The following is a 12652-nucleotide window of genomic DNA, read 5'->3' on the forward strand; positions in this document are numbered from 1 at the left end:
CCTGCGTCAAGCCCTGCTCAAGGACCAGCTTTACGGCCTCTGAACGAAACTCTATTGAATAAGTCTTTCTCATAGTCATTACATACTCCCAATTGCCTATGGTAACAATCGGGACTGTCCGGAGAAATCAGGCTACCCCATACAATGTCGATCAAGGCTAAGCAATTACATGTCATTACACGCAGGGATATGGTGAACTAAGTCACAGTTGCGGACCGATTTAGATTGTATCTGGTATCGATTTCAAGTGCGTTACCTGAGGTCATGTCAAATGGATTTGTTGATACTCTAAGACAAGCCCTGCTAAGCAATGCTCCTTGTGTTTGCTGATATTTCCGATATAGCGCAGCAAGTCGTATGGAGGAAGGTTAGTCTTTTTGCTGGCGGCTTCTGCTATTGGATGATCTGCAGCTGGTAATTTCGCGGCCTCGAAAAGAGCGACAGGCATACGCATAGTGAGGTTATCGCTTTTAAAGACGAAGAATATGATGTTTTTAGCGCCAATTTCAACTAAAAATGTTGAGAAATGTTGAGGTGTAAAGCCAAAAAATCGACATATCGTGGTAGGTGGAATACAGACAGTGAGGTTGCCTGTGCTATCTACCGCTTCTGCCCTTTCCATATTTTACGAGCGAGTTTTGTTCGGCGTTAAAGCAGCTTTGATATACGTCGCAGAGTTCGATGCCGGCTTGCGCCAGCTCCAAAGTAAGGCTGGGGTTGTTGTGTATTCGGGTAATGGCAAAAAAGAGTGCGTGCAGCCGGTTGGTGTTTTCGATTCCGAGGGATGCAATGTCGAAGGCATGGGTTAGAAGTGAACTCGCCGGGTAATAAGACGTAGTTCGGGTGTGATTTGGCATGATAGCCTCCCTGGATGACAGATGATCCGCCACCAAAGAGGTACCAAGCTCAATTAGGGTGGCGGGGTAGACGGGTTGGTACTACCGCTCCAAGGAAACGGCGGGCCCGAAGGCCCCCCGAATACCCCGCCATAACTACGAGGTCTCGCGCACAAAAAAAGACGCATATTACTAGAGGCGTCTTTCCGGCGCCCTGGAGATACGGGGTACCAATCCCGGCTACGGATGTTGCCGTAACGTCATCAGTATGCATCTTATGTCCAGTTGCTTTCAATACTTTCGGTAGAATATCGTGCCAGCCATTGTATTTGCAGAGTTGAATTTGGGGTGGGTCGGCTGAAAGGCTTGAATCAGTCTCCGGTCCCATAATCTTCCAGCCACTCTTCATTGGTCTGCTCTTGAGGGGGGGTGGGTATTCCCTTATATCCGTGTATTCTTATTACCTTATCATCGCGCTTTTCCTGCCCCGTAGTTTGAATTGCCTCAGGTCCGCGCAACAGCTGGTTTTTTGGGGATATCCTGTCCGGCACTTTTGTCCGGGAGTTGTCCGGGGAGTGTCTGGCGCTTGTCCGGGGGATGTCGGGCAGATTCAACTCCATTAACTGTATCAACTCAGAATTACTGACTGACAACGGGCGGGCATCATTGAGGCGCCTACCGTCAGGTGCGGTACCCGTAAATATCAAACCAGAGAGTTTGCCCATATAGTCGTGGAAGGCGCTCAAGCGACGGGGCGTAGCCAGTCCCGTGGATAACCAGAAGCCGTAGAACTTGAAGCGTTGGGTTATTCGGAATTGGCCTCGGGGTAGCGGAGTGCCTTTCTTTCCATGTCTGGTACTCCTGCTTCGACGCGTCTCCGCGTTGAACACGGAATAGCGCTCGCTGCCGTCGATAAGGTTGCGGAATTGTAGTGATACTCCGCCGCGCCTGCCGGGGCCATAGTTCCCCACTGAATAGCTGATATACTCCAGGGCATCCAAGCCGGCTAAACGGGCTGCTTCGAGGATAAGGGGCCGCTCATGGCCTGACAGCCATCCAGTGGGCACAGGCTGGCCACTGGCGGGGGATAGGGTAAGTCGGCCAAGGTTGACCGCTAGACCATCCCCCCGCGCTAGAAGTCGCTTCAGAAGCTCTCTAACGGGCGCGTTCATTAGCTTCCCAACAAGATAACGGAGTTTATACGTTGGCGACCGCTGCTATGCAGGGAGTAGGCCCAATGGTTCCCAGTGATGCCGTCGCGGTCTTTTTGGCTGGCTTTCCGGCATATATTTCGAATGCTGTGTTTCCCAAGAGGAATCATTACGCTCAAGTTGTTGATGGCCCTTGCCAAGTTGTCGAAGTTTCGCCTGCGGCATGGGCCTTTATGTGGGGTTAGAAGCACTCTTGTCTGAAGAGATGGTGGAGGGCGTCGTGTCCCGCGGATTGAGCGTCCCGTGGTCCAGGAGTTGCTGTTATTCATGCTGTTCTTTTCACCTGTGCCGGGATCGCTTTGTTTTGAGACGGCTTCGCTTATGCCCAAGGCCATCACCCTCCGCGACTTTCGGTTTCAGTCATTAGTTTTTGCTTAAGTTCCAGCAGATAGGCGCCATCCCATACCGTGGTTTTGGGGCCTATTTTGGTACCGCGCTTGGCTTTTCCTGTTTTCGCCCAATGCCACCAAGTGGACAGGCCTATGGAATAGAACCGGGCGCAGTCGCGAGCCCGGTACATGGCGGAGGGGTTGATGGATTGGGGGTGGGATACGTTGTCTAGCATGTATCGATTCTCCTATGGGTTTGTTGAGATCGATACGTACTGTATGCGGAATAACTGTGTAAAAATACAGCCGTTAGGGTGTCACTGTGTCACTGAATTAGTGATGCTCCCCCGGAAAGCCAGGCAGAATGGAGCTAAGAGGGGGTCACTGCTTAATGGGTTTTTTCTTGGAAATTACCTTGCCCCACTCTGGGCGAATGACTTTGGCAAGTTCTTTTGCTATGCGATGGTTGAATCCTCTCTCCTCAAGCTCTGCTATGACATGGGTGTTTACTGGAAATGTGGCCTCGTCATTGGGGTTCACACTGTTGGGCCCCCAAAGCCGATTTGCCAAGTTGATGATGGTTCGCAGGCCCTCACCCCAATGAGGGGCCATGCCAGCCTCGAAACCTGGGGTCGTGTTCTGGCCTTTTCCTTCATTTGCGGTGGTCGTTGACTTGAGAGTGGATAGCTTTTCCCACGCCGTTTCGATGACTAACAGGTCACTAATTAAAGTACATAGATAATCGCGATGAACAATAATCGTTCCTTTGCTAGGGTCTTGAGTTCTTTTAGGGAAGACGTATGGCGACATCGTTTCATCGTACTTGGTAGCTTTATTTGGAAACATCACTTCCTGGATGGCGGATAATTCTACCGCCCGCTTACTGCCGTACAATCCGATCCATTCACAAGGCAATGAGCCTTCTAAGCTGCTTTTTTCTCCGGATAGAGTTAGATCGTAAAGTATCTGCTCCGCAATAATCTTGCTTGTGAATTCGTCTATAGCAAAAGCCTCAAAACCATGCTTCGGGCCAGTCTTCTCCCATATCTCGCTCTCAATGCTGATCCAAGATCCACCTATGTTACGGCAAACGAATCTAGTTGGTAGGTTCTCTGCAATAAGGGTATAAAGTGAAATTTGAGCTGTAGAGAGCGAGTGAGCTAAAAGCCTGATATCTAGGCCCTGGTCCTTTTGAGAAAGGTTGCGCAATGAAATTAGGTTGAGCGAATGCCAGTCCTTCATTTTTCCCTCCCTTCACAGCGAATTTCATATAAATAAAGAGTTTTGTCACTGAGGGTTGTGGCTTGTTGTGAGTTAACCTAAACGCTGAAATTTGAATGTTATTGTGTGCCGAACCTGGCGGTTATCACGTTGCCAGCCTTCGTCTGCTCGCGCAAGTTGTCCAGGTAGTCCGCCCATTTTTGCATCATCGCCGCGCGCTGAGGTAAATGCTTGGTGCGGTTGTATGCGCGCCCTAGCGTGTCTTTCACTTCGTGCGCCAGTTGGTGCTCTATATAGTCCACACGGAAGCCCAGAACCTCATCCAGCAAGGTGCGAGCCATTGCGCGGAAACCGTGGGCGGTCATGGTGTCATTATCGTAGCCAAGCGACCTTAGCGCGGTCCTCACACCGTTATCAGATAACGGGCGGCTCCGGCCTCTAGCGGAGGGAAATACATATGGACCGCGCCCGGTGAGGGGCTCTATGTCGCGCAGCAGGTTCAGCGACTGCTCTGCCAGCGGGATTATATGGGGATGAGCCGTCTTCATCTTCTTGCCCGGTATTTCTATCTGGCGGGTCTTCCAGTTGATTTCCTGCCATTCCAGCTTGCGTAGTTCACCGGGCCGGCAGAAAAGTAGCGGGGACAACTTGAGGGCCATTCTCACTACGGGAGTGCCTTGGTATCCATCTATGGCGGTTAGCAGGCGCCCGACTTCTACGGGGTCAGTAATTGCTGCGAGGTGTTTTTTCTTCGTGGGGGTGAGGGCACCGCTCAGGTCGGTCGTCGGGTCCCGGTCGGCTCTGCCGGTGGCTACGGCAAAGCGGAATACCTGGCTGGCCACCCGCTTAACCCGGTGGGCGGTCTCCAGGGTTCCTCGGCTTTCAATACGGCGCAGGCAGCGCAGTACTTCCGGTGGAGTGATTTCAGAAATTGGGCGCTTGCCCAGATAGGGTTTTAGGTCGCGCTCTAAGGCGAGGGCAGCACGGTCCTTGGATGAGCTGGAGAGGTGGGCCATTTTAGCGGTGTACCACTCTTCACTAACAGTAGCGAAACTATTGCGACTGGATTCCAGAGCCGACTCTTTGCGGGCCCGCTTTATATCGCGGGGGTCAATACCCTCTGCCACATAGGTGCGGGCTTCGTCGCGCAATTCCCTTGCTCGTTTGAGGGGGACGTCCGGGTAGAGGCCCAGGGCTACTTCCGGGCGCTTGCCATGGAGACGGAAGCGGAATAGCCAGCGCTTGGCTCCAGTGGGGGTAACTTCAATGGATAGGCCTTTTTCATCGGCCTCAAGGTACTTTCTGTGCCGGGGCTTGAGCGCCCGTATCTTTGTGTCTGATAGCGGCATGGGTTCAATTCCACTCTGAACTGTGTTGGGTAGAGAATCCCGCTACCCCTCATGGTTAAAGGCTTTCCGCCAGTTTTGGACGGGCTGGATAGCGTCGCTTTGCTCAACCCGTCCAAGAACCCGTCCAAGAACCGCTAGATTTGGACGGGTTGGCTTAGATTAACCGGGATTGGTCAGATAAGCAAAAGCCCCGAAAACACTGGGCTTTCGGGGCTTTTAGGGTCTGTCTAAGACAGTGATTTGGTGGAGATGGCGGGAGTCGAACCCGCGTCCGTCAGCACTCTGCCAGAGGCTCTACATGCTTAGTTCCGTCTATTGATTTAACTCACACAGCCCGGCGGGCAGGACGCAATGAGCGAGTCTGTAAAGTTTTAACCGATCCACTCCAGACAGGCTTCACGGCGATCCAGTTCTGTATTACAGCCGACAGCGCGGTACTGGAACCTTGCTGGCGACCGCTAGCGGGCTTAAGCCGCTAGAGCGTAGTTGTCGTCGTTGGCAACTATAAATTGCAGCTTTGGATTTACGTGATTGGCTGCCATCACGGCATGCACCCATGGTTTCGTCACCGGCGTCGAATCCAAGTCATCCCCGATGTGAACCTTGCGGCTTGGTTTCCATTATACCTCAATTGGCGGCGGGGCGAACTGGCGGACAAGGCCCAATTTGCCCCGCGGGTCATATTTTACAGGAGGGTCTGTACAAAGGCTGCGAGGATCAGCAGCGGGCAGACGACGCGCACATACCAGGGCCAGATTTTCCAGAACGGGGTCTGCTCTATGTTCTCGTGGCCCTTGCGCAGTTCCTGCAGCAGCTGGTCCCGCCGCCATATCCAGCCGGCGAAGATGCACAGGGATACCCCCAGCAGCGGCTGCCCGTACTCGGTACTGATGCTGATGACGAGCCCGAAAAGGGCGTCGAAATTGAAGATGATGACACTGCTGATGGCAAAGATGACCAGGCCCACCAGCAGGGTGGCGCTGCGGCGGGGCAGCTTCAGGTTTTCGATGGAGAAGGCCACGGGGACCTCCAGCATGGAGATGGACGAGGTGAGGGAGGCGATGGTCATCAGGGCGAAGAAGGCTAGGGCCACAACCAGACCGATGGTACCCATCGAGTCAAACAGGGCCGGCAGTACCTGCAGGATCAGGCCCGGGCCGGCAATGAGGCTGCCGTCGTCGGCGAAGATCTGGGTGCCCGCCTCCTGGGCCACGTACATGGCCGGCAGGATCAGCAGCCCCGCGGTGAAGGCGATACCGACATCTATCAGGGTAACCAGTACCCCCAGGCGTGGCAGGCTCTCCTGCTGGCTGAGGTAGGACCCATAGATCAGCATGGTGCCCACACCCAGGGACAGGGAAAAGAAGGCCTGGCCCATGGCGGACAGCAGCAGTTCCGGTGAAACTTGGCTGAAATCCGGCATGAGGTAGACCTGCAGCCCGATAATGGCGCCCGGCTGGGTCAGTACATACATGATCAACAGCAGTAACAGGATGATCAGCGAGGGCATCAGGAGCGTGGACCAGCGCTCGATACCTTTTTCCACCCCACTGGCGATGATCAGCATGGTGAGCCCGCTGAAAATCGCGGTAAAGGTCATATTGCGTGCGGTACTGCTGCTGGTAAGCCAGTCGGCCGTGCTGCTGGCGCCGATCAGGGTAGCGAATGGCTCCGCCAGGTGGGCGACCATCCAGCCGGCCACGATGGCATAAAAACTCAGGATCAACGAAGCGATCAGGATGCCGCCAAATCCGGTGAGGTTGGCGAAAAACCGGCTGACTGGCCCGGTGGAAATCTCCCGCAGGGCCTGCACCATATTGCGGCGGGCGTGACGGCCGATGGTCAGTTCGGCCATCAGCGCCGGGTAGGCGAGGACGAACGCAAGTAGCAGGTAGATGACAACGAAGGCGGCGCCGCCGTTGCTGGCGGCCTTGGTGGGGAATCCCCAGATGTTGCCGAGGCCCACGGCGGAGCCAGCTGCGGCCATCAGAAAGCCGACGTTGGAGCTGAATTGTCCTCTGGGTGCACTCATGAGAAATCCTGTAATTATGTTCTTGTAAGCGGTTTACCTGTGGTCAGCGGTGCGTCGCGCGCATCAGGCGTTGTTTTTCGCGATTCCAGTCGCGTTCTTTTTCTGTTTCGCGCTTGTCGTGGCTGGCCTTGCCCTTGGCCAGGGCAATTTCACATTTGATCAAGTGCTTTTTCCAATAGAGTGCTGTGGCGACTACTGTGTGTCCCTTTTGTTCCACAGCGGCGATAAGCCTGGACAGCTCGCGCTTGTTCAGCAGCAGCCTTCTGGTGCGGTCCGGCTCGGTGACGAAATGGGTGGAGGCGCTGGGCAGGGGCTGTATGCGCGCGCCGAGCAGCCAGGCCTCGCCACGCTTGAAAATAACGTAGCTGTCGGTGAGCTGGGCCTTGCCCTCGCGGCAACTTTTTACTTCCCAGCCCTGCAGCTCCAGGCCCGCCTCGAACTTGTCCTCAATGAAGTAGTCGTGCCGGGCCTTCTTGTTGAGGGCGATGGTATTCGAGGGTGCGCTTTTCTTTTTGGCCATGGAAACAACGATTGCCTAGATGAAACTGTAACCGAAGAAATTGATTGCGACGGTGTTGATAAAGATCAGCAGCAGGATCAATGGGATGAAGCTGCCCAGAGAAAAGTTGACGTACTTCTGGGATAGCGAGCCCATGAAGCCAGCGTCCCCCTCCTGCAATTCCAAGTCCAGATTGCTCTTTTTCCATTTGTAAATCACAAACAGGCACACCAGTAGGCCGTTGAGCGGCAGAATGGTGTTGTAGAAAATCAGTTCAACCAGGTCGAAGAAGGATTTATCGCTGCCGGCGAGGTGGATGAAATTGGTGAACCAGTCAACCATGCCGAAGGAAACTGCGCAGGCTATGGCGAGCACCAGTTGTACTGCGGCGATCACGTAAATGGCTTTTTTGCGCTCCATACCGCGCTCGTCGCGCAGGGTCGCCACCGGGACCTCGATAATGGATACCAGGGAGGTGAGTGCCGCAACCAGCACCAGAAAGAAAAATACCGCGGCGAAGATGCTGGCACCCAGGTAGCCGATATTTTCCTGCAGGGCCAGGAAGATCTTCGGCAGGAACAGGAAGATCATGCCGGCGGAGGAGTCGCTCAGTTCAGTGGGGTCTATCTGCGGATTAAAGTGGAAGATACTGGGCAGAATCAGCAGACCCGCGGAAAAGGCTACCAGGGTGTCGGTGAGCGCAACGACTTTGGCGGAGCCGGGAATGGAATCCTTGCGCTTCATGTAGGAACCGTAGGTGATCATGATGCCCATGCCCAGAGACAGGGAGAAGAATGCCTGAGACATGGCGTTCTTGACGACTTCCGCATTCAGTTTGGAGAAGTCCGGAACCAGGTAGTATTTGACCCCCAAAATGGCGTTTTCCTGCATCAGCACGAAAGTGGCAAGGCCAATCAACATCACGAACAAAGTGGGCATCAGGGTCTTGGCGGCGCGCTCGATTCCGTCTTTTACCCCCAGGGCGAGAATACCGTTGATCGCCAGCATCAGCACAACCAGGTAAACAAATACCACCGGTGAGTTGATAAACTGACCGAAGTAGGCTTCGGTGGCGAGCATATCGAGGTTGCCGGTCAGGGTTTCGATCAGGTAGCCGAGGACCCAGACAGTTACCACCAGGTAGAAGACGGCGATCATGAAGGGGGTTATCAGGGCCAGCCAGCCGGGCAGGCTCCACAGGCGGGAGCCGCCGGAGAGCTGGCGGTAGGCACCTACCGGGTCCTTGTCAGTTTTGCGGCCAAGGGCCAGTTCCGCCATCATGACCGGCAGACAGATAAACAGGACAAACAGGGCGTAGACCAGCAGGAAGGCGCCGCCGCCGCTCTTGGTGGCGGCCACCGGGAATGCCACCAGATTGCCGATTCCTACAGCGGAACCCGCCGCGGCCAGAATAAAACCCAGTCGGGATCCAAAGTGCTCTCTTGCTGCTGCCATAGTTCTCGCGCCTGCCTGTTATTCTTTTGCCCCGGGGGCAATCTGGGGGCCGCTATGGTTGGTATTTGAGCTTGCGGCCGATTAAAAGTGCGATTGTTACAGGAATTGCCTTGCTTGAGTAGCGCCCCCTGGCAAAATTGGGGTTTGTCCCTGCGGCTGGGCCGGATTGTTACCTGATAGCGGAAGTGAACCAAAAATGGCACAAATAGAGCGCAGTGCGCTGGTGATGTACAGCGCCGAGCAGATGTTCGACCTGGTTAACGATGTGGCCAGTTATCCGCAATTTCTGCCTGGTTGCCGTGGAGCCGAAATTTTGTACAGCGATGAGCATACGCTGGAAGCGCGTCTGGATCTGGCCCGGGCGGGTATCCGCCAGAGTTTTGTGACCCGTAATCAGCTGCGGCGTCCCGAGCGGATGCTCTTGAGCCTGGTGGATGGGCCCTTCGCGGATTTTTCCGGTTTCTGGCAGTTTACGCCCCTGGCGGAGAGCGCCTGCCGGGTGACCTTTTCACTGGCATTCAGTATGAAAAACCGCCTGGTAGCAGCGGCGGCAGGCAAACTGTTCAGCGACCTCGCCAACCAGATGGTGGATGCCATGTGCGAGCGCGCAGCGCGTGTTTATGGCGAGGCGTCATGACTGAGCTGAAAACCATAGCGGTGGAAGTGGTCTACGCGCTGCCCCATGAGCAGCGTCTGGTGCGATTGCTGGTAGCGCCGGGTACCACGGCCCTGGAGGCGCTGCTGCGTTCGGGCATTCCGGAGGAGTATCCAGAGGTGGATGCAAATACGGCCCGGTTGGGCATCTTTGGCCAGGCGCTGGGTACCAGGGGGCTGGCACCGGCGGACCAGTATGTTCTGCAACCGGGGGACCGGGTGGAAGTCTATCGCCCGTTGATCGCGGACCCGAAGGAGGCGCGCCGGCGGCGGGCGGAGAAAGCCAGGGGGGGCTGAGGGCCGGTTTACTGGGGCCAGTCCGCCGGCTGCCAGTCACCGCTGGTAGCGATCAGTATGTCGCCGTTGAAGAACACGGAGAAGTTCTTCTCGGTGACCCTGCCGCGGGGATCGCGCACCCGGTTGACGTAATCCCAGCGGTCGGCGTTAAAAGTGTCCTCCAGCAGTGGGGTACCCAGCACAAAGCGCACCTGCCGGCGGGTCATGCCGGGCTTGAGCTGATCCACCATTTCCTGGGTGACTATGTTGCCCTGCTGTATGGGAATGCGGTGCACGCCCGGGAACTTGATCAGGCTGCACGCGCTGAGCAGCGCATACAGGCAGGTGATCAGGAGGATTTTCGCGATGGCTGGCATTGGTGACTCCATACTGTATCGCGGTGGCAATGGATCGCCGCCGCGGGCCCAGGGCTTTGTTTTTGTCGCTGGTAAACAGGGTAGTTCTTCGCGGGAGAAAAAAGTTCCCCCGGGACCGCCCGAGCTGCTCAATGGCCTCTTGGGGTTCCGCTGTATCCGCAGGCCGTGGATAATACCCGAAGAGGCGCACCGCTGACAGGCGGGGCGCGGCATACAATGGTCCGGCGGCACTTGGGTTGGCGAAAATCGGGCCCAACGGCGGACAAAAGGAACCCTGAGGGGGCAGGATATTCATGGCGAACGAGAATCAAGAACTGCGCAAGGCGGGGCTGAAGGTCACCCTGCCCAGGGTCAAGATACTGCAGCTGCTGGAGAGCGCCAGCGATCAGCACCTGAGCGCTGAAGACGTGTACAAGATGCTGCTGGAGGCGGGTGAGGACGTGGGCCTGGCCACCGTCTACCGGGTCCTGACCCAGTTTGAGAGTGCGGGCCTGGTGATGCGGCACAATTTCGACGGCGGCCACTCTGTGTTCGAGCTGGACCGGGGGGATCACCATGACCATATGGTGTGCACTGACACCGGCAAGGTGATCGAATTCCACAACGAGGAGATCGAGCAGCTGCAGAAACGGATTGCCGAAGAGCACGGCTATGAGCTTACCGGCCACAGCCTGGTGCTGTATGTAAAGGAAAAGAACGGTAAGAGCTGAACCGGCGCCCCCAGGGCGTCAGGCCCGGGTCAGCATTTCCCCGGCGTGAGCCAGCGACTGTTCGGTGGCCTCGCCGCCCAGCATGCGCGCCACTTCAGCGCGGCGCTCGCCATCCCCCAGTTCCCGCAGCGACACCAGAGCCGCTTTTCCGCTGCTGTGCTTTTCCACCAGGTAGTGGCGGTGTGCCCGCGCGGCCACCTGGGCCAGGTGCGTCACGCAGATGACCTGGCCGCTGCGGTCGTTGCGGGATTCGCCCAGTTGGCGCAGCAGGCGGCCGACCACATCCCCGGTGGCACCGCCGATACCCACATCCACCTCGTCAAATACCAGGGTGGGGGTGCGGGAGGTCTGGGCGGTGACGACCTGAATGGCCAGGCTTACCCGCGACAGTTCGCCACCGGAAGCGATTTTGCCCAGGGGTCGGGAGGGCTGGCCCGGGTTGGTGGCAATCAGAATTTCCACTTCTTCCAGGCCGGTGGCAGCGGGTTTTTCCAGGGGCTGCAGGGCCAGCTCCACCCGCGCGTGGGGCATGGCGAGGTCCGCCAGCTGGCGGTTGACCGCTTGCGCCAGGGATTCTGCCGCTTTGGTTCTCAGGGCGCTCAGCCTGGTGGCCGTGTCGCGGTAGTGCCGCTCCAAGTTGGCGCAGGTCTCTGCCAGCTTGTCCAGGGCATCCGGGGTTCCCATCTCATCCAGTTCCGCCTGCAGCTGCTGTTGCAGTCCCAACAGCTCATCCGGCTGCACCCGATGCTTGCGCGCCGCCTGATAGATGGCGCTCAGGCGCTCCTCGACTTCGGCGAGACGCTCCGGGTCCATCTCGAAGCGGTCGATATGGCGGGAGAGGCTGCTACTGGCTTCATCCACCTGGATGCGGGCACCGTCGAGCATCTGCGCCACTTCGGCCAGTGCCGCCGGCTGTTCCGGCATGGCCGACAACAGCTGTAGCGCGCGGTGGAGCTGTTCGGCGATATCCCCTTCACCCCCGTTCAGCAGGGCGGCCAGCTGATAGCTGCCGTTGAGGATCTGGCCGGCGTTGGCCAGCTGGCGCTGTTCACTTTCCAGTTGTGCTATCTCCTCCCCCTGCAGATCCAGTTGCTGCAGTTCCTCCAGTTGATATCGCAGCAATTGGCGCCGGGCCTCGGTTTCCTCGGCGCTGTCGGCGAGGCTGCGGTAGCGCTGGTAGTGGTCCCGCCAGCTTTTGTAGCGGCTGCGGGTCTCGGCTGTCAGCTCCTGGGCCTGGGCGAATTCGTCCAGCAGGCGGCGGTGGGTATCCCTTTTCAGCAGCGATTGATGCTCGTGCTGGCTGTGGATATCGATCAGCTGCTCGCCGAGGGCGCGCAGTTGCAGCAATGTCACCGGCTGTCCATTGATATAGGCGCGCGAGCGCCCGTCGGCGCCGATGGTGCGGCGCAGAATGACCTCGCTGCCGGTATCCAGTTCCTGTTCTTCAAGCCAGGCGGACGCCTCGGGGTGGCCGCTGATGTCGAAGGTTGCGTGGATATCCGCCCTGGGGGCGCCGGCGCGCACCAGCTCCGCACTGCCGCGGTCGCCCAGCGCCAGGCCAAGGGCGTCCAGGGTGATGGACTTGCCCGCTCCCGTCTCACCGGTCAGGGCACTTGTGCCCGGGCCGAATTCCAGCTCCAGCTGGTCCACTAGGGTGAATTGGCTGATCGACAGGTGCAGCAACATAGAAACGGCTTCCCGTG

13 protein-coding genes and 1 other RNA gene are annotated in these 12652 nt (G+C 57.1%); 4 read left to right on the plus strand and 10 right to left on the minus strand.

All coding sequences use genetic code 11. The features are described 5' to 3' along the window. Positions 1-262: 262 nt before the first annotated feature. From AB1S50_RS15135 to AB1S50_RS15170, 8 genes are all read right to left on the minus strand, one after another. The gene (locus AB1S50_RS15135) at positions 263-622 is read right to left on the minus strand and encodes a hypothetical protein (RefSeq protein ID WP_367151761.1); all 360 of its coding nucleotides are present in this window, start codon (positions 620-622) and stop codon (positions 263-265) included. A 1759-nt stretch (positions 623-2381) separates the two neighbouring features. After that, a complete protein-coding gene (locus AB1S50_RS15140) occupies positions 2382-2612 on the minus strand; it encodes a helix-turn-helix transcriptional regulator (RefSeq protein WP_367151762.1) in 231 nt (76 codons plus the stop codon). A 145-nt stretch (positions 2613-2757) separates the two neighbouring features. Then, entirely contained in the window at positions 2758-3618 is an 861-nt protein-coding gene (locus AB1S50_RS15145; protein ID WP_367151764.1) for a hypothetical protein, read from the minus strand. 98 nt (positions 3619-3716) lie between these two features. Continuing rightward, positions 3717-4946, minus strand: coding sequence for a tyrosine-type recombinase/integrase (locus AB1S50_RS15150; RefSeq protein WP_367151765.1), 1230 nt, complete (start codon positions 4944-4946; stop codon positions 3717-3719). Between the two features lie 241 nt (positions 4947-5187). After that, positions 5188-5539: a transfer-messenger RNA gene (gene ssrA, locus AB1S50_RS15155) on the minus strand. Between the two features lie 92 nt (positions 5540-5631). Next, complete coding sequence (locus AB1S50_RS15160) at positions 5632-6978, minus strand: sodium-dependent transporter (protein ID WP_367151766.1); 1347 nt, start codon at positions 6976-6978, stop codon at positions 5632-5634. A gap of 43 nt (positions 6979-7021) precedes the next feature. Then, positions 7022-7498, minus strand: a complete 477-nt coding sequence (smpB, locus tag AB1S50_RS15165; protein WP_367151767.1) for an SsrA-binding protein SmpB — start codon at positions 7496-7498, stop codon at positions 7022-7024. Positions 7499-7513: 15 nt separating this feature from the next. Further along, the gene (locus AB1S50_RS15170) at positions 7514-8932 is read right to left on the minus strand and encodes a sodium-dependent transporter (RefSeq protein WP_367151768.1); all 1419 of its coding nucleotides are present in this window, start codon (positions 8930-8932) and stop codon (positions 7514-7516) included. 196 nt (positions 8933-9128) lie between these two features. Between AB1S50_RS15170 and AB1S50_RS15175 the strand changes: the two genes are divergently transcribed. After that, the gene (locus tag AB1S50_RS15175) at positions 9129-9569 is read left to right on the plus strand and encodes a type II toxin-antitoxin system RatA family toxin (RefSeq protein ID WP_367151769.1); all 441 of its coding nucleotides are present in this window, start codon (positions 9129-9131) and stop codon (positions 9567-9569) included. Next, positions 9566-9883: an RnfH family protein gene (locus tag AB1S50_RS15180; RefSeq protein ID WP_367151770.1), complete on the plus strand. Its 318-nt coding sequence runs from the start codon at positions 9566-9568 to the stop codon at positions 9881-9883. Before AB1S50_RS15175 ends, AB1S50_RS15180 begins: the two co-directional genes overlap by 4 nt. Before the next feature lie 8 nt (positions 9884-9891). On the opposite strand, the gene AB1S50_RS15185 is transcribed toward AB1S50_RS15180, so the two are convergent. Next, on the minus strand, positions 9892-10239 hold the full coding sequence (locus AB1S50_RS15185) for an outer membrane protein assembly factor BamE (RefSeq protein WP_367151771.1): 348 nt from the start codon (positions 10237-10239) through the stop codon (positions 9892-9894). On the opposite strand from AB1S50_RS15185, the gene AB1S50_RS15190 reads away from it, so the two are divergent. Both AB1S50_RS15190 and fur read left to right on the plus strand, forming a co-directional pair. Next, complete coding sequence (locus AB1S50_RS15190) at positions 10229-10435, plus strand: hypothetical protein (protein WP_367151773.1); 207 nt, start codon at positions 10229-10231, stop codon at positions 10433-10435. The genes AB1S50_RS15185 and AB1S50_RS15190 overlap by 11 nt on opposite strands. Before the next feature lie 97 nt (positions 10436-10532). Further along, positions 10533-10949 (plus strand): ferric iron uptake transcriptional regulator, encoded by a 417-nt coding sequence (gene fur, locus AB1S50_RS15195; protein WP_367151774.1) that lies wholly within the window; start codon positions 10533-10535, stop codon positions 10947-10949. Positions 10950-10967: 18 nt separating this feature from the next. On the opposite strand, the gene recN is transcribed toward fur, so the two are convergent. Then, complete coding sequence (recN, locus tag AB1S50_RS15200) at positions 10968-12635, minus strand: DNA repair protein RecN (RefSeq protein ID WP_367151776.1); 1668 nt, start codon at positions 12633-12635, stop codon at positions 10968-10970. Between the last annotated feature and the right edge of the window lie 17 nt (positions 12636-12652).

It is taken from the genome of Microbulbifer discodermiae, from assembly GCF_040742695.1.
Lineage (GTDB): Bacteria > Pseudomonadota > Gammaproteobacteria > Pseudomonadales > Cellvibrionaceae > Microbulbifer.